This is a genomic window from Arthrobacter sp. 210 2 (assembly GCF_059093025.1).
The window spans coordinates 52,234-68,392 of record NZ_JBNHIE010000001.1 but is presented as its reverse complement, the minus strand read 5'-3'; the positions used below and the strand labels follow the sequence as shown (position 1 = coordinate 68,392).

Below are 16,159 nucleotides of genomic sequence, written 5' to 3'. Positions count from 1 at the left end.
AGGACCCCACCTTGAGCATCACCACAGCACCAACCTCCTCCTCGGCAGCAACAGCCAAAGCGGTCCTGGACGCCGCCTTCCCGGGCGGCCTGGGCGCGTTCGTTGACGGCCGCAGCCTTCCCGGCAGCGGCGAGGGCATCACCCTCACCGCAGCAGCCACCGGCGAAGCCTTTGCCACCTACGCGGACGCAGGCCCCGAAGGCGCCGAGGCCATCCTGGAAAGTTCGACGGCGGGCGCGGCCGTCTGGGGCGCGATGAACGGCTTCGAGCGGGCCGCCATCCTCCGCAACGTCAGCCGCGCCGTGGAACAGCACGGGGAGGAGCTGGCCATCCTGGAGTCCGCCACCACGGGCAAACCCATCCGGGACGCCCGGGTGGAGGCCGCCAAGGTGGCCGAAATGTTCGGCTACTACGCCGGCTGGGCGGACAAGCTGACCGGCCAGACCATTCCAGTTCCCGGCAACTGGCACACCTACACGGAGCGCGTGCCGTGGGGCGTCGTCGTCGCCATCACCCCGTGGAACGCTCCCCTGTTCACGGCCGGCTGGAACTCCGCCGCACCCCTGGCAGCGGGCAACGCGGTGATCATCAAGCCCAGCGAATTCACCCCGGCCTCCTCGGTCCGGCTCGCCCAGATCGCCCACGAAGCAGGTCTCCCGGCGGGCGTCTTCAACGTGGCCGCCGGGCTCGGCCAGACCGTCGGCGCCACCCTCACCACGGACCGGCGCGTGGGCAAAGTCAGCTTCATCGGCTCCGTCCCCACCGGGCGCCGGGTGGCCGTCGCCGCCGCCCAGGCCGGAATTCCCGCCCTGCTGGAGCTCGGCGGCAAGAGCGCCAACATCGTGTTCGCCGACGCCGACCTGGACCGGGCCGCGGACGGCGCCATCTCGGCGATCTTCTCGGGTGCGGGCCAGTCCTGCGTTGCCGGATCACGGCTTTTGGTGGAGCGGAGCGTGCACGCAGAGTTCGTGGAAATGGTCGCCGCGAAGGCCGCCCGGCTGCGCGTGGGCGACCCGCTCAGCGCGGACACCGAGGTGGGTCCCATCATCACCGCCCAGCAGTTCGCCACCGTCAACACGCTCATCGAGGCGGGCATGGACGACGGCGGCCGCCGGGTCACCGGGGCCGCGCTTCCGGAGGCACTGGCCGGGTCCGGCCTCGCAGGCGGACACTGGGTTATGCCCACGCTGCTCGACGGCGTCACACCGGCCAACCGCCTGGAAACCACGGAGGTCTTCGGACCGGTGGTGGGCGCCGACGCGTTCGATACCGAGGCTGAGGCCATCGCCCGTGCCAACAACACTAACTTCGGCCTGGCCGGCGCGGTGTGGACCTCCGATGTATCCCGCGCCCACCACATCGCCCGGGAGGTGAAGGCCGGCACGTTCTGGATCAACTCCTATAAAACCATCCATGTGGCAGTTCCCTTCGGCGGCTTCGGCGACTCCGGCCACGGGCGCTCCTCCGGCCCGGGCGTCCTGGACGAGTACACGCAGACCAAAGCCATCTGGGTGCCCACCCGCGCGGCCGGTTCGCCCTTCCCGTCCCTGTCCTACTAAAGGAAAGCCCCGCCAGATCAAGGGAGATGTCCATGGAACTGACTGACACAACCACCGCAACAGGTGCCCTCCGCGCCGCCCTGGCGGACGCCGTCGAACGCTGGAGACCCCGCGTCCAGGCCGTAGCGAAGGAGATCCACGCGCTCAAGGAAATCTCCTTCGAGGAGGTCCGCTCGGCCGAGGCCCTCGCGGCCCTGCTGGAGGAGGGCGGGTTCGAGGTGGAGCGCGGCACCGGCGGCCTGCCCACGGCGTTCAGTGCGGGCGCCGGGACCGGGGACCTCACCGTGGCCCTGTGTGTGGAATACGACGCACTGCCGGAGATCGGGCACGCCTGCGGGCACAACCTGATCGCCGGCGCGTCCGTGGCCGCCGCCCTTGCCCTGCGGCCTTTCGTGGACGAGCTGGGCATCACCCTGAAAGCCATCGGCACCCCTGCCGAGGAGCACGGTGGCGGCAAGGCGCTGATGCTGGAGCGCGGGGCGTTCGACGGCGTGGGGCTGGCTTTGATGGTCCATCCCGTCCAGGACGGAATCACCTACAACCCGGCGGGCACCAGCGCGCAGGCCGTGGGCCGTTACCAGGCAACGTTCACCGGCAAGGCCGCCCACGCGGCGGCGGCCCCGCACCAGGGCATCAACGCCGCGGATGCCGCCGTGCTGAGCCAGGTGGCCATCGGCCTGCTCCGCCAGCAGATCCCCGCCGACCACCGGATCGCCTGCTTCGTGGCCGAGGCCGGGCACGTCACCAACATCATCCCCGAAAAAGCCGTGGTCCAGTTCGAGTGCCGGGCCTTCACGCTGCCGGAATACGAGGCGCTGCATCAACGCGTCCGGAACTGCTTCGAAGGCGCCGCGCTGGCCACCGGCACAACCCTGGTGATCGAGGAGGCAGAACCCCTCTACGAACCGCTGCTGCAGGACGACATCCTCGCAGCGCACTGGACCGACGCGATGAACGCGTTCGGCAAGGACACGTCCCGCTCCTCCGGCCTGAGCGGCGGCTCCACCGACATGGGCAACATCTCCCAGGTCATCCCGTCACTTCACCCCTGGCTGAGCATTCCGGGCGCCAACGTGCCCATCCACTCGCATGCGTTCGCGGCGCTTGCGGATTCCCCCGAGGCGTACGGGGTGATGTTCCAGGCGGCCACCGCGCTGGCCTGGACCGTCGCCGGCGCCGCCACAACCCCCACCGAGCGGGAGCGCTTCACCCAAGCCGCGTACCGCCGTCGCACTGTCACCCAGGAAGGCACATCATGAGCACTACCAAAACGGCCCGGATCGACAAGGCCGGCACCAGGCTGACGGTCCCGATTGCCGCCCTGGCCTTCGTCATTGCGCTGGCGGTCCAGTTCATCGGGCAGGCGAAAATCGACGTCGGAATCGGCGCCATCATCATCTTCCCCATGGTGTGGGGCCTCATCCTGGGCCTGCTGGTCTCGGTCCAGAAATTCAAGCCCCTGGGCCTTGACCTCCAGCGCGTCGCCGCGGCCCTGGTGGGCGTCGCCGTGCTGCTCCTGGTGGCCCGGCTGGCCTTCAACATCGGGCCCAGCCTGCCTACGCTGCTCAAGGCAGGCCCGGCGCTGCTCCTCCAGGAAGTGGGCCACCTGCTGGGCACCATCGTGCTGGCCCTGCCGCTGGCCGTGCTGCTGCGGATGGGCAAGGCGACCGTGGGCGCCACGTTCTCCCTGGACCGTGAGCCGTCCTTCGCCATGGTGTCCGAGAAGTACGGGCCGGATTCGGACCAGTACCGCGGCGTGCTGGCGATGTACGTTTTCGGCACGCTGTTCGGCGCCGTGTTCATCACGCTGCTGACGTCCCTCGTTGCCAACTGGAAGATCTTCGATCCGCTGGCCCTCGCCATGGGCGCCGGCGTGGGGTCCGGATCCATGATGGCGGCCTCCGCGGCCAGTATCGTGGCCGCCTACCCTGCAGACCAGGAGGCCATTCTGGGCATGGCCGCCGTGTCCAACCTGATCACCACCGTGCTGGGCGTCTACGTGGGCATCTACATCGCGCTGCCGCTGGCTGACCGGTTCTACAAAGCACTGACCCGCAAGCAGGAAGCCCGCCAGGAAGCCGCCGTAACGGCAGGCGCCCCCGCCGAACGCACCGTCGCGGACCTGGACCGCGAGGCAGCGCAGGCAGAGGAGAACCGCCGGTTCCGCGAGCGCGTTGCGGAATCCTCAGCGGCCATGAAACTGCCCCTGTGGCTGTCCCTGTCCGTGCTGACGATCCTGGGCATCGGCACGGCGTCCGTGGCGGCCAAGGGGTTCAGCCTGAGCATTGTGGCCGGCTACGCCATCATGCTGGCCCTGGTTCTGGTGAGCATCGCGCTGGCCAAGGCCACCCGGAAGATCTCGGCCATCATCTTCGTCACCACCCTCGGAGCGTACATTTCCAGCCCCTGGTTCTTCGCGGCCGAAGCACTCAACGCCGCGGTGAAGACCGTGGACTTCCTGTCCATCGCCACGGTGATGCTGACGCTCGCCGGCCTGTCCCTGGGCAAGGACATCCCGCTGCTGAAGAATATCGGGTGGAAGATCATCCCCGTGGGCCTGGTGGCCATCACGGCGTCCTTCCTGCTCTCCACCGTGATTGCGGAGTTCGCACTGGGTCTGTGGCAGTAGGGTGTCGCTGGCAGTAAGGGGTCTCTGGCAGTAGAGGTTCAGCACCAGGGCGGCGGGCATGCGGGACTCGAGGGAGGCAGCCATCCAAGAGTCGCGTGGTTGAAAGTCGAGTACACACCACGCATGCCCGCTCCCCCGCTCCCCCGTAGCGTCCGTTAGAAGTCCTGCGGCACCGTGCGCGCAGGAGGTCTGACGGGCCGGAGGCGCTATGGGGCATGACGGTGGCATCCCGGGCGGCGGGCCATGACCGACGACGGCGACGTCCGGCCGCTCCTGGACAAGACAGTCCTGGCAAGATTGCGTGCAGACCTTGATGACGATGAGGGTGTCTGGCGGGTCTTTGTGCAGGACTTCATCGCGCACCTGCCCCATCGGCTCCAGCGGCTGCGCCTTGCCCTCACCACCGGGGACCTTCCCGGCTCCATCGATGCCGTTCTCAGCCTCAAGACCTCAAGCCAGATGGTGGGCGCTGAACGCCTCGCAAGCCTTGCCCTCGATTTGGAACTGAACATCCGGGAGGAGTCCCGCAACTCCGACCCCGCCATCGCCCTGCCCCGGCTGGCGGCGGACCATCTCCGCGGCATCAAGCAGTGTGCGCAGCGGACCACCAACCTCCTGCAGGCCCACCTCCAGGAACGGCCCGGCAGGAACTGACTTCTTCCCCCGCAGGGGCTCTCATCCGCCATGGCGGTCAAGGGCTGGGGAGCGGGCCACCTGGATCATTGGTATTACTCCGGGGAGCCATGCGCCCAACACGGCCAGCGCACTAATCCAGGTTGTTCCCTGCCGTTTCGAGCCCGCACCCGCACCGTTTAATTTTATCCGGGGCCGGCTACCGCCGTGGTCAGCTCCTGGAAGCTTCAGGTGGAGGCGTCCCTCTCGATCTCTTCGGCGAGTTCGTCCACCTCTTCGGGACGCATGTCGATGCCTTCCTCCTCGAAACGTTCCTCGAGGACGTGGCTTACGTCGTCCTGGACATGGCCCAGGCGGATCTCGTCCTTGACTTCCTCTGCGATGCTTTCGGGAGTCTCGGTGTGGGAGACGTCCTCCGCACTGTCGTCGTCAAAAGGGGCATCCGGGGTATCTGTCGACTCAGTCATACCCCATCGTCGCCATGGTTTTTCAAGCCGTCAAGAACCGCACAAGGGAAAGGAACGACGGCGGGAACCTCCCGCCGTCGTCCCTCCTCCCGCGCCTTACGTCAGCAGCGCTTCACGCACTCCGGCCGGTTCGAACCGGGCGCCGGCGCCCGGGAAGCTGGGCACCTCGATCCGCGCGTGCGTGTGGATTTCGTTGACGGTCGCCTTAGTGTGCTCGGCGATGCTCTCCATTGTGGTCACCCACATACCGTCCATGGCCTTCACGCGCTCGATCAACTGCTCCAGGGCCACGGCTTTGGAGGGCCGGCCGGAGATGAACGGGTGGTTGGTCAGGACGAAGCAACTGCCCTGGGAGTGGTGCGCCTCTGCCTCGAGGGTCCACATCTCCAGTACCTTGGCAGGGCTTTCGATGACGCCGCTGCCCGTCACGCCGGGGTAGAAGGCGTACTGTTCCCAGTCGTCCAGGGTCCAGTCCACGGGGATCTCCACGATGTCCCGGGGATCGTCCGCGGCGACGGCGAAGCGGTAGGGGGCGTCGCCGTCGAGCAGGCTCGAATCGTAGAGGAACCCGCGGTCGGCCAGCAGGCCCGGTGAGTGCCAGTTCAGCTCCCACCACGGCGCCCGGTAGCCGACCGGCCGGATGCCGGCCACCTTCGCAAGCGCCTCCAGGCCGCGGTCCAGGTAGGCGGCCTCGGTGGCGGCGCCGATGCCCTGCATGGGTTCGTGGAGGTAGCCGTGGTGCGCCACCTCGTGCCCGCCGTCCACGATCCGCCGCACCACATCCGGGTAGGACTCGGCGGTGAAGCCGGGGATGAAGAAGGTGGCCTGGATGTCCTGCCGCTCCAGGATCTTCAGGAGCCGCGGCACTGCGACCTTGGGACCGTATGACTGGTGGGTCATCAGCGACATCCGGCGGGTGCTGGCGGGGTCGTGGGCGATGGTGCAGGACTCGGCGTCCACGTCGAAGGTGAAGGACGCTGCGGCTTTGAAGCCCTCGGGCCAGGTGATCGGGTGCAGGAGGTCCGCGATGGCGGGCTGGTTCACGATGGATCCTTTCGGCGGGCGCACGGCGCCCGTCAGGGATAGGTGGGGAACGGTCAGAGGACCGGGCTGACGGGGGTGCTGCCGGCGCTCTCGGGCTGGGGAACAACGTTGTTCTTCAGGCCGATGTACCGGACGTGGGCCCGCGGTCCGAGGACGGCGTAGACGGCGGCGCTGGTCAGGCCGCCTGCCAGCCAGGACAGGTCCCAGCCGCCCAGGGCCACGGCGATGGGGCCCTGCATGACGGGGATGAGGCCGTACATGAACAGCCAGGTGGCGAAGATGCCGGCCAGGAGGGAGGTGACGCCCGCCCAGTTGATGCCGGGCAGCCTGCGCGTGCCGACGCCGTCGAACAGCCGCTCGGGATCGCCCGGCCAGCGCTTGTCCAGCCAGAAGTAGTGCACCAGCATGACGCCGCCCCAGGCGGCCACCCAGGCCACCAGGCCGATCAGCCAGGCATCGAGGACCGCGGCGAAGTCCTCCTGGAAGATGAAGAAGACGACGGCGATGAGCGAAAAGACGCCGACGAACAGGTTCAGTTTGCGGCGGCTGATGGAGATGTCCAAAGCCTGGGTAGCCACCGAGAAGGTGTAGATGTTCAGGATGTTGGTGGCGATGGGGCCGTGGAGCACCATCAGCAGCACCGGCAGTGCCAGGACGCCGAAGTTCTGCACGATGAGCTTGCCGGGGTCCACCTCGCCGCTGTTCGTGGCCAGGCTGGCGCCCAGCACTCCGAGCCAGACCACCGGGATGAACTGGCCCAGGACGGACGCCAGGTAGACCTTGCGCTTGGGGACTTCGGTGCTGACGAAGCGGGAGTAGTCGGCGGCGTAGGTGAACCAGGTGATGCCCCAGCCGATGCCGATGGCGGTCATCACGGCACTCATTGCGGCGATGCGCTCGGAGCCTTCCAGGACCTGGCCGGCCGGACCGGCGTAGCCCCAGTCGATTTCCATGCCGAACCAGGCCACCGCGGACATCACGGCCAGGATGATGATGGTGGGCGGAACCGTCCACTTTTCAAAGGCGGCGATGGCCTTGTAGCCGAACCAGGCGATGGCCACCTGGGCGGCCATGATGGCGGTGGCGACGCCGATCTTCCAGGCGTAGTTCTGGGCTTCCGGGTCCACCCAGCCAAGGGTTCCGAAGAGCGCCATCACCAGGTCCAGGATGATCCAGGTGTTGACCGCGCACCAGCCGATGACCAGGAGGGCCTGGATGGCGGCCGGCAGGTAGTTGCCGCGCCGGCCGAATGCCGCGCGGGCCAGGACCATGCCGGTGGCGCCGGTTTTCTGGCCGAGAAGGACGAAGCAGCCGAAGAGGAGCATGCCTATCAGGTTGCCCAGGACCAGGACGGTGACCGTATCGGCGAAGCCAAGCCCGAGGTGGATGCCGAGAGCCCCGAGCACCCAGTTGATGGGTGCCAGGTTTGCGCCCGCCCAGATCCAGAACTGGCCGGATACCTTGCGGGTCCGCGCTGACTCCGGGATGGGCTGGAGCCAGGCTTCGTGGTCTTCGGTGCTGTGGCTTTGCGTGCTCTGGTTTCCTGCGGCAGCAGCGCGCCTTTGCGCTGCTGAAGAAAGCTTTTCTTGCATGGGAGCCTCCAGGAGGTGAATGAGTACTTCAAGGCTATGTGGCACCCATCACAAGCAACAAGATACGATGTGTCTAACACATCACTGCTAATCCATACGGAACGTCATGTCAGTCTCCCTCGGCGATATTCTCGCCCACCCGGTCCTTGCTGCCGCCGATCCCGTGGTCCACTCCCCCGGCGGCACGGCGGAGCACCCGGTGCGCTGGGTCCACTCCAGCGAGGTGCTGGACATCGCTCCCCTTCTGCGCGGCGGCGAGCTGCTGCTGTGCGGCGGCATCACGCTGGCATCGGCAACGCCGGAGAAGCGGGCCGCCTACGTCCGTGAACTGGCGCAACGCGGCATCGCTGCCCTCGCCGTGGAGACCGGCGGCGTGCTGCCGGAGATCCCTGCGGACATGCTGGAGGCAGCGAAGGAGCACGGCCTGGCCGTGGTGGAGCTGCGCAAGGTGGTGCCGTTCGTCGGTGTTATGCAGGCCATCAACTCGATCCTGGTGAGCGAATCCGTGGGGCACCTGCAGCAGGCCGACGCCGCCACCCGGGCCATGGCCGCGGAGTTGGCGCACGGCGCGTCGCTGGACCAGATCCTTGGCGTGCTGGCCGGCATCATCAGCTCGGCGGTGAAACTTGTCTCCCCGTGGGGCGTTGCCCTGGGCAGCGCCGTGCCGGCCGGCTGGCAGGAAAAGGACGACGCCGGCAGCGGCCAAGATGCGCAGGATGGCCGCGGAGAGGCGGCTGGGAGAACAGTGATTACCGTGGACATTCCTGTCCGCGGCGTGCTGATGGGCCGGCTTGAGGTGGACGTTCCGGACGGTGTGGACACGGGCCTGGCGCGGGTGGCCGGCGACCGCGCGGTGGACATCCTGGGCCTGGCCCTCCTGCAGCACATGCCGCCGGGGCTGCATGCGCAGGCCGGGGCGGAACTCATGCGGGCCGTCCTGACCGCCGCGCCGGCGTGGCGCCTGGAGCAATTGGCCCCGGGTGCCGGATTTCCAGTGGATACCCCGGCGGTGGTGGCGGCCATCCATGCCGCATCGCCCCAAAGGCTCCGCCGCGTGATCGAGTCATTCCTGAGCTCCAGCCGGATCCCCAGCGCCGCCTACCTGGACGATGCCGAGCTGGTGGTGATGATCGCGCTGCCTCCTGCCGATCCTGCCGGCGGGCGGCGGAAACTCCTGGCGTCCCTGCAGGGGCTGGACGGCGACCACGATGCAGCAATAGCAGTGGGGCCGCCTGCAGCCGGGGTGGCCGAAGCCGCCTGGTCACTGGCCGAAGCGCGCCGGGCCCTGGATGTGCGGCAGATCCGCCGCCGGAACGCATCCCCGCGCAGGCAGCACCCGTCCCGCGGCCTGGTAGTAATTGATGCGGAAGACACCGCTGTCGAGAGCCTTGCCCTGACAGGCATTGAGGCTTCGGCGCGGGCGGCGTTTGTCAGACGGCACCTGAAGGCGCTGCTGGACCACGATGCGCAGCGCCAGTCCCAGCTGCTGGAGACCCTGCAGGTGTGGCTGGATTCCGGGTGCAACACAGCGCAGTCGGCGCGGGAGCTGCACCTGGAGCGGCAGTCGATGCACCACCGGCTGCAGCGGATCTTCGAGCTGTGCGGGGGCGATCCGCGGGGCACCGGCCGGCTGGCGGCCCTGCACCTGGCGGCGCGGATGGCCGTGCTGCCCTAGAGTGCAGCGTTACCCGGCGGCGCGTCCGCCCAGGCGGGTGGTCACCTGCGCCGCGGCAGCAACGCAGGCCTCGCCCAGGCTCTCCAGCCGCTCGCGTGAGACCCGGAAGCGCGGTGCGGGGACCAGCACCACGGCCACAACGTCGCCGCGGTGGTCATGGACGGGAGCGGCAACCCCTACTTCGTCCATGGAGGACTCGCCGTAGTTCTCGGCCCATCCCCGGCCCGCGACCTCCTGCAGCCTCGCCTCATAGGCGGCGAGGCCGGCGTCGTCCATTCCCGGGTAGGTGATGGTTCCGCTGCGGAGCAGTTCGCGGACGCGTTCGGCGGGCAGGGTGGACAGGAAGACCTGGACGGAGGCGCTCATCGCGTCCCGGTAGCGGGCGCCCAGTGGCGTGGTGTGCTTGATCTGGTGGTGGCTGGCGATCTGCTCCACGCAGATGGCTTCGTCGCCGTTCCACAGCATGAGGGCGCTGGTCTCCCCCGTCTGCTCGGTCAGCCGGCGGAGCACCGGGTATGCCACGCGCCGTTCCTCCATCTCGGCCAGCAGGGGCCCGGCGACGGCGATCAGCCCCAGGCCCAGGCGGAACCGGCGGGTCTCGGGGTCCCGCTCCACCAGGTTTTCCTGCTCGAAGGTGGCAAGGATCCGGGAGACGGAGCTCTTGTGCATGCCCACGCGGTTGGCGATCTCGGTGACGCCCAGCAGCGGCTCGTCCGCGGTGAAGGTGCGCAGGACGGCGATGGCGTTGACGACGACGGAGGCGCCTTTGGTGTCGGTGCTTCCGTTGGTGCCGCTGCCGTTCGCCGCCGGGGCATCGGTGTCCGTGTTCTTTGCTGCTGATGGGGTCATGGTAGCCATCATCTTTCCTTATCTTCGGCGGAGACGCCGAAAGCGGCGCCACGTGGACCGCGGCGCCGCTTCGGGTTGTGGCGCCTACGCGCCGATGATGTTGTGTTCCGGACCGAACGGGAACTTGGTGATGTTCTCCACCGTGTCCTCGCCGATGACCAGGATGTCGTGTTCGCGGTAGCCGCCGGCACCCGGCAGGCCATCCATGACCGTGATCATCGGTTCCATGGAGACCACCATGCCGGGCTCGAGGACGGTGTCGATATCCTCACGGAGCTCGAGTCCGGCTTCGCGTCCGTAGTAGTGGCTGAGGACACCGAAGGAGTGCCCGTAGCCGAAGGTGCGGTTGGCGAGCAGGCCATGGCTGACATAGATCTCGTTGAGCTCGGCGGCGATGTCCTTGCACACTGCACCGGGCTTGATGAGTTCCAGGCCCCGCTTGTGGACCTCCACGTTGATGTTCCACAGTTCCAGCGAGCGCTCATCCGGCTGGCCCAGGAAGAGCGTGCGCTCCAGGGCCGTGTAGTAGCCGGAGGTCATCGGGAAGCAGTTCAGGGAGAGGATGTCGCCCTGCTGGAGCTTGCGCGTGGTGGCCCAGTTGTGGGCGCCGTCGGTGTTGATGCCGGACTGGAACCACACCCAGGTGTCACGGACTTCCCGGTCCGGGAACGTCCTGGCGATCTCGTGCACCATCGCCTCGGTGCCGGCCAGCGCCACCTCGTACTCGGTGATTCCCTCGCGGATCGCGGCGCGGATGGCCTCGCCGCCAAGGTCGCCGATGCGGGCGCCGTGCTTGATGACCTCGATTTCCTCGGCGGACTTGATCATGCGCTGGCGCATGGCGTCCTGGGAGACGTCAAGGAGTTCGGCGCCCGGGAAGGCTGCGGCGATCTTCTCGCGGGTCAAGCCGGGAAGGAAGTCGTCCTCGACGCCGAGGCGGCTGGCCTTGACGCCGCGCTGGCGCAGGGCCTCCTGCAGGCCGAAGTAGAAGTTGTCACGGCGCCAGTCGGTGTACACGATGTTCTCGCCGTAGGACGTGCGCCACGGCATGCCGGCGTCGATGTTGGCGGTGACCGTCACCGAGTCATTGGCGGTAACCACCAGTGCGTAGTTGCGGCCGAACGTGGTGTACAGGAAGTCGGAGTAGTACTTGATGCCGTGGTAGCTGGTCAGGATGACCGCGTCCAGGTTCTTGGCGGCCATGATTTGGCGGAGGCCGCCCAGGCGGCGCTCAAACTCTGCGTCGGAGAACGTGAGCTTGCCCTTGGATCCGTTGTGGAGGACCTTGAGGCGCTCGAGTTCGGCGATGGAGGAGATGTTCTCGGCGGTGGTGGTCATGGGTGATGCCTTTCTGTCTGAGTTTCTTAAGGTGTTGCTGGTTGTGGAAGGAAGCTATTCGTGGCGCAGGGGCTCTTTGCAGGTTTCCCTGGAGAGGGCCACGGCGATGAGGGAGACGACGGCGGCAGCGACGAGGTACCAGGCCGGAGCCAGGTCGCTGGCTGTGGCCGCGATGAGGAGGGTCGCCATGAACGGGGCGGTGCCGCCGAACAGGGCGTTGGACAGGTTGAAGCTGACGGCGAAGCCGCTGTAGCGGACCCGGGTGGGGAACATTTCCGCCAGGAAGCTCGGCAGGGTGCCGTCGTTCAGGGTGAGCATGGCGCCCAGGAGGATCTGGACCAGGACGATGACCAGGAAGTTCCCGGTTCCCAGGAGTGCGAAGGCGGGGACGGTCAGGAGGATGAAGGCTACCGATGCGCTGATGAGCACCTTCTTCCGGCCATAGCGGTCCGAGAGCATGCCGGTGAGGAAGATGAAGCCGATGTAGGTGACCAGCGCGATCGTGGTGGCCAGGAATGATTCGGTTTCGCCCAGGCCCAGCTCCGAGGACAGGTACGTGGGCATGTAGCTGAGGATCACGTAGAAGCCGACGGCGTTGAGCAGCACGGCCCCGACGGCCTGGAGCAGCTGCCGCCAGTGGTTCCGGAAGAGGCTGGACACGGGTGCCTTGTCCTTCTGGTCTTCGGCCGCAAGTTCGCGGAACACGGGGGTGTCTTCCAGCTTGGTCCGGATGTACCGGCCGATGAGGCCCATCGGGGCCGCCAGCAGGAACGGCAGGCGCCAGCCCCAGCTGTGCATCGCGTCAGTAGACAGCAGGGTTGTCAGCAGGCCGGCTATCAGTGAGCCGAGGAGCAGGCCGGCCGCGGTGCTGGCCGGAACCACGGCGGCATACAGGCCGCGCCGGTTGGCGGGGGCGTACTCCACCAGGAACGCGGACGCTCCGGCGTATTCACCCGACGCGGAGAAGCCCTGGACAACCCTGATCATCAGGAGCAGGATGGGCGCCCAGATACCGATGGTGTCGTAACCCGGGATCAGGGCGATGCAGAAGGTTGCTCCGGACATGATCAGGATGGAAAGGGAGAGGGCTGTCCGCCGGCCCACCTTGTCGCCGATGTGGCCCTAGACGAACCCGCCCAGAGGCCGGACCAGGAACGAAATCGCGAAAAGGGCGAAGGTCAGCAGAAGGCCGGTCTGGGGATCTGATTCAGGGAAGAAGACCGTGGCGATGGTGACGGCCAGGTAGCCGTAGACGGCGTAGTCAAACCACTCCACGAAGTTTCCGATAAAGCTGGCCGCGATCACGCGGCGCCGGACGTCCTTGCTCGGTCCATCGACGCTGACGGCACCAGTTGGATCAGTCACGCCGGAGCCTGAGGCATGTACGGCGGTTGCACCCGAAGCAGGGCCGTTGGCGTCATCGGCAATGACTCCTGGCCCGGGTGCGTTCGATTCGTTGCTCACGTGTCCACCAATGAAAGTTGGAGTTGCATTTGTTGCAACACTGTTGCTTCAAGGTAGGCCGTGATCCACCACACAGTCAAGAGGGTTTGATGGATTGTTTTTCCTTCCCGGCCCGCCGAGGTGCAGCTCCTGCCAAGAACTAGCGGAGATGTAGTGGTGCTCGGTTTTGTTGCAGTAACAGCAACATGGTTGCCACAATGGTTGGCGAAAGCTGAAAAGTGACCAAATCGCGGCTGAAAGGCGACAGTAATTGTGGAGCCGGAGGCCCATACTGACCGCATGAACGGTGCAGCGAGAAAACCTGACAGGATCCTCCTCGTTCTGCTTGCCACTGTCGGCGTCCTGGTGGCGGTCGCGCTGGCCGTCGTGTTCATGAGGGGTGAACCGGAACCGCTGGACGAGGCAAGTCCTGCCGGGGTGGTGCAGCGGTACAGCGCTGCGGTGATCGACGGCGATACCGTAACTGCGGGCTCATACCTGACAGCAGCGGCCCAGACGCAGTGCGTGGGCAAATTCGACGGCATGCCTCCACCGGACCGGGTGGTCCTGGTCTCCACCAGGGAACGGGCGGAATCGGCCACCGTGACCGTGTCCATCGTGCAGTCTTCTGACGGCGGCCCTTTCGGCCCATCCGAGTATGAGTCGGAGGACGCCTTTTCACTCGTGAAGGTCGACGGCAGGTGGAAGGTGGACGCGGCCCCGTTCCCCCTTCTTTCCTGCGCTGGCGTCCCGGCAAGGCCATGAGTTCCCAGCTAGTGTCGGCGTCGACGGGCCTGACCCGGGCCCAGACCACCCTGCGCCGCCTCATCCAGTACGCCCTGCTGTTCGCCCTGGTGTTGATCGCGGCCTCCGGCTTCAGCGGGTTGCTGGAGCGCCTGTTCACGTCCGGGTCAGTGCTTGCAGCCCGGGATGTTCCCGGCCTCGCCGGGGGACTTGCCTTCACCCTGATCGGCGGGCCGCTCGCCCTGCTCCTGTGGTGGTTCCTGTGGCGCAGGATCGACGAGGCGGAGCGCGCCGCAGCCGGCTGGGGCCTGTACCTGGCCGGCATGTACACCGTCTCCCTGATCGTCGCCACCACGTCGCTGCTGCAACTGGGGGCGTCCCTCATCGGCGGTCCGCGCGGCCAGTGGGCGTCCCTGTTGTCCAACGGCCTAGTCTGGGCCGCCGTCTGGGTGTGGCACCGCTGGATGTGGAGGCATCCGGACAAAGGGGCTGCCCACCTGGAGGATGTACGGACCACCATCGGAACCGTTTATGGCCTGGTCGTCGGCGCGATTGCAGCGATTTCCGCGCTGAGCGGGTTACTCGACACCGCCATCCGGGGCGCCAGCTTTGCCATCACCGGGGCGGAACCATGGTGGTATTCCGTGCTCCGGTCAGTGGTGTGGGCGGCCGGCGGAGGCGCGGTGTGGTGGTGGCACTGGTTCCACGAGGGCGGCCGCAGGCTCCGGACGGCCCTCGTTGACGTGAGCATGATCGCCGTCGGAATCTTCGCCGCCGGCATCACGGCGCTGGCTGGCGGCGCAGTGGTGCTGTTTGTCCTCCTCAGGCTGGCCTTCGACCGGGCAGACCCGATGGGCAAACTCCTCGAACCCCTGGCCCCGGCGCTGGCCGCTGCTGTGATCGGGGCAGTGGTGTGGCGCTACCATCGGGCCGTGTCGGTGGACCGGTCCAGTGAAACCCGGCGGGCAAGCCTCCTGGTGACGTCCGCGGTGGCCCTGGCGGCGGCGGCCTCGGGCATTGGCGTGATTGTCAGTTCGTTGCTGGCCGGCGCAGTATCGCCGCTGGCCGGAGGCACGGCGCAGACCCTGCTCTTGGGTGGCATCAGTTCCCTGGTGGTGGGCGGCCCGGTCTGGTGGCTTGCATGGAAACCGGTAAAGCAGCCGTACAGTGCCGATGCGATCACGCACGGAAGGCGCATCTATCTCATCGCGTTCTTCGGGGTCAGTGCCGTGGTGGCCCTGATTGCCCTGTTGGTGATCGGGTATCGGATCTTCGAATTCCTCCTGGGCGAAGTATCGGGCGGCAGCGCCATCGACCGCATCCGCGGACCGCTCGGTCTCCTGGTGGCCGCGGGGATGGTGGCCGGCTACCACTTCGCCCTGTGGCGGCGCGACCGCACTGTTCTCGCGGCAGCTGCGCCGCCACAGACAAGGACCATTGACCAGGTCACGCTCGTGGCCCGGCCCGGTTCGGAGGGGTTCGCTCAGGAAATTGCCGAGGCCACCGGGGGTGCAAAAGTTACCGTCTGGCTCCGAACGGACGACGGCGCCGCCTCCCCGCCGGACCCGGTCACCTCCCCTGCGTCCAACGAGAGCATGGGGCAGGTAGTGAAGGCCTTGGACGGCATTACGGCGCGGCACGTCCTGGTGGTGCTCGGTCCCGGTGCCCGGGTGGACGTGATTCCGGTGGACACCAGAGGCCGCTGACTGTCCGTCTCGCGCGGGAACAAACGGCATCACCGGAGACGTTGGCATACCTACGACCGTGGCGCATCCGAGGCCGACGGCACCCAACAGAAGGATCTACATGGTCAGGGCTATCTGGAACGGAAAAGTCATCGCCGAATCCGCCGACACCGTGGTGGTGGAGGGCAACCACTACTTCCCGCGGGACGCAGTCAACGCCGGCTATCTGCGGGACAGTGACATGTATTCCGTCTGCCCGTGGAAGGGCCAGGCCAGCTACCACACGTTGGAAGTCGACGGGAAGCTGAACGTGGACGCCGCCTGGTTCTACCCGCAGGCAAAGCCGCGCGCCAAGCAGATCGAGGACCGCATCGCATTCTGGCGCGGCGTGACCATCGAGAGCTGACAGACTCCTTCAACGGACGACGGCGGGACCTCCCGCCGTCGTCCGTTGGCCTTTGGTGCGTCCCCGACATCCGGACCTGCCGCGTCGGACCCGAA

At 67.2% G+C, this 16,159-nt stretch carries 13 protein-coding genes and 1 pseudogene; 8 read left to right on the top strand and 6 right to left on the bottom strand.

All coding sequences use genetic code 11. From position 1 onward, the window contains the following. Positions 1–11 precede the first annotated feature (11 nt). The 4 genes from AC5RWA_RS00270 (at position 12) to AC5RWA_RS00255 (ending at position 4,842) form a co-directional block, all read left to right on the top strand. On the top strand, positions 12–1,559 hold the full coding sequence (locus AC5RWA_RS00270; RefSeq protein ID WP_494056099.1) for an aldehyde dehydrogenase family protein: 1,548 nt from the start codon (positions 12–14) through the stop codon (positions 1,557–1,559). 32 nt (positions 1,560–1,591) lie between these two features. Further along, positions 1,592–2,818: an amidohydrolase gene (locus tag AC5RWA_RS00265; protein ID WP_494056098.1), complete on the top strand. Its 1,227-nt coding sequence runs from the start codon at positions 1,592–1,594 to the stop codon at positions 2,816–2,818. Next, positions 2,815–4,188: a DUF3100 domain-containing protein gene (locus AC5RWA_RS00260; RefSeq protein ID WP_494056097.1), complete on the top strand. Its 1,374-nt coding sequence runs from the start codon at positions 2,815–2,817 to the stop codon at positions 4,186–4,188. The genes AC5RWA_RS00265 and AC5RWA_RS00260 overlap by 4 nt, the downstream gene beginning before the upstream one ends. A 243-nt stretch (positions 4,189–4,431) precedes the next feature. Further along, on the top strand, positions 4,432–4,842 hold the full coding sequence (locus AC5RWA_RS00255) for an Hpt domain-containing protein (RefSeq protein WP_275728809.1): 411 nt from the start codon (positions 4,432–4,434) through the stop codon (positions 4,840–4,842). Positions 4,843–5,048: 206 nt separating this feature from the next. On the opposite strand, the gene AC5RWA_RS00250 is transcribed toward AC5RWA_RS00255, so the two are convergent. The 3 genes from AC5RWA_RS00250 to AC5RWA_RS00240 all read right to left on the bottom strand — a co-directional run bounded on the left by AC5RWA_RS00250 (position 5,049) and on the right by AC5RWA_RS00240 (position 7,924). Next, positions 5,049–5,288, bottom strand: coding sequence for a hypothetical protein (locus AC5RWA_RS00250; protein WP_079595094.1), 240 nt, complete (start codon positions 5,286–5,288; stop codon positions 5,049–5,051). A 96-nt stretch (positions 5,289–5,384) separates the two neighbouring features. Then, positions 5,385–6,332, bottom strand: coding sequence for a polysaccharide deacetylase family protein (locus tag AC5RWA_RS00245; protein ID WP_494056096.1), 948 nt, complete (start codon positions 6,330–6,332; stop codon positions 5,385–5,387). A 53-nt stretch (positions 6,333–6,385) separates the two neighbouring features. Continuing rightward, the gene (locus AC5RWA_RS00240) at positions 6,386–7,924 is read right to left on the bottom strand and encodes a purine-cytosine permease family protein (protein WP_494056095.1); all 1,539 of its coding nucleotides are present in this window, start codon (positions 7,922–7,924) and stop codon (positions 6,386–6,388) included. Between the two features lie 106 nt (positions 7,925–8,030). On the opposite strand from AC5RWA_RS00240, the gene AC5RWA_RS00235 reads away from it, so the two are divergent. After that, positions 8,031–9,599: a PucR family transcriptional regulator gene (locus AC5RWA_RS00235; RefSeq protein WP_494056094.1), complete on the top strand. Its 1,569-nt coding sequence runs from the start codon at positions 8,031–8,033 to the stop codon at positions 9,597–9,599. 9 nt (positions 9,600–9,608) lie between these two features. On the opposite strand, the gene AC5RWA_RS00230 is transcribed toward AC5RWA_RS00235, so the two are convergent. From AC5RWA_RS00230 to AC5RWA_RS00220, 3 genes and pseudogenes are all read right to left on the bottom strand, one after another. After that, on the bottom strand, positions 9,609–10,460 hold the full coding sequence (locus tag AC5RWA_RS00230; RefSeq protein ID WP_494056093.1) for an IclR family transcriptional regulator: 852 nt from the start codon (positions 10,458–10,460) through the stop codon (positions 9,609–9,611). 72 nt (positions 10,461–10,532) lie between these two features. Beyond that, positions 10,533–11,786, bottom strand: a complete 1,254-nt coding sequence (locus AC5RWA_RS00225) for a M24 family metallopeptidase (RefSeq protein ID WP_079595099.1) — start codon at positions 11,784–11,786, stop codon at positions 10,533–10,535. Positions 11,787–11,840: 54 nt separating this feature from the next. After that, positions 11,841–13,151: pseudogene (locus tag AC5RWA_RS00220) on the bottom strand (MFS transporter). 378 nt (positions 13,152–13,529) lie between these two features. Here AC5RWA_RS00220 and AC5RWA_RS00215 point away from each other — a divergent pair. The 3 genes from AC5RWA_RS00215 (at position 13,530) to AC5RWA_RS00205 (ending at position 16,064) form a co-directional block, all read left to right on the top strand. Then, positions 13,530–13,994: an LpqB family beta-propeller domain-containing protein gene (locus AC5RWA_RS00215; protein WP_494056092.1), complete on the top strand. Its 465-nt coding sequence runs from the start codon at positions 13,530–13,532 to the stop codon at positions 13,992–13,994. Then, on the top strand, positions 13,991–15,679 hold the full coding sequence (locus AC5RWA_RS00210; protein WP_494056091.1) for a DUF5671 domain-containing protein: 1,689 nt from the start codon (positions 13,991–13,993) through the stop codon (positions 15,677–15,679). The genes AC5RWA_RS00215 and AC5RWA_RS00210 overlap by 4 nt, the downstream gene beginning before the upstream one ends. 100 nt (positions 15,680–15,779) lie before the next feature. Beyond that, entirely contained in the window at positions 15,780–16,064 is a 285-nt protein-coding gene (locus AC5RWA_RS00205; protein WP_494056090.1) for a DUF427 domain-containing protein, read from the top strand. Positions 16,065–16,159: the final 95 nt, after the last annotated feature.

Bases quoted from the DNA above. Each gene is read 5' to 3' on its own strand.
- AC5RWA_RS00265 (WP_494056098.1), top strand. From the start codon at position 1,592: ATGGAACTGACTGACACAACCACCGCAACAGGTGCCCTCCGCGCCGCC.
- AC5RWA_RS00230 (WP_494056093.1), bottom strand. From the start codon at position 10,460: ATGATGGCTACCATGACCCCATCAGCAGCAAAGAACACGGACACCGAT.
- AC5RWA_RS00205 (WP_494056090.1), top strand. From the start codon at position 15,780: ATGGTCAGGGCTATCTGGAACGGAAAAGTCATCGCCGAATCCGCCGAC.
- AC5RWA_RS00240 (WP_494056095.1), bottom strand. From the start codon at position 7,924: ATGCAAGAAAAGCTTTCTTCAGCAGCGCAAAGGCGCGCTGCTGCCGCA.
- AC5RWA_RS00210 (WP_494056091.1), top strand. From the start codon at position 13,991: ATGAGTTCCCAGCTAGTGTCGGCGTCGACGGGCCTGACCCGGGCCCAG.
- AC5RWA_RS00235 (WP_494056094.1), top strand. From the start codon at position 8,031: ATGTCAGTCTCCCTCGGCGATATTCTCGCCCACCCGGTCCTTGCTGCC.
- AC5RWA_RS00225 (WP_079595099.1), bottom strand. From the start codon at position 11,786: ATGACCACCACCGCCGAGAACATCTCCTCCATCGCCGAACTCGAGCGC.
- AC5RWA_RS00215 (WP_494056092.1), top strand. From the start codon at position 13,530: ATGAACGGTGCAGCGAGAAAACCTGACAGGATCCTCCTCGTTCTGCTT.
- AC5RWA_RS00250 (WP_079595094.1), bottom strand. From the start codon at position 5,288: ATGACTGAGTCGACAGATACCCCGGATGCCCCTTTTGACGACGACAGT.
- AC5RWA_RS00260 (WP_494056097.1), top strand. From the start codon at position 2,815: ATGAGCACTACCAAAACGGCCCGGATCGACAAGGCCGGCACCAGGCTG.
- AC5RWA_RS00255 (WP_275728809.1), top strand. From the start codon at position 4,432: ATGACCGACGACGGCGACGTCCGGCCGCTCCTGGACAAGACAGTCCTG.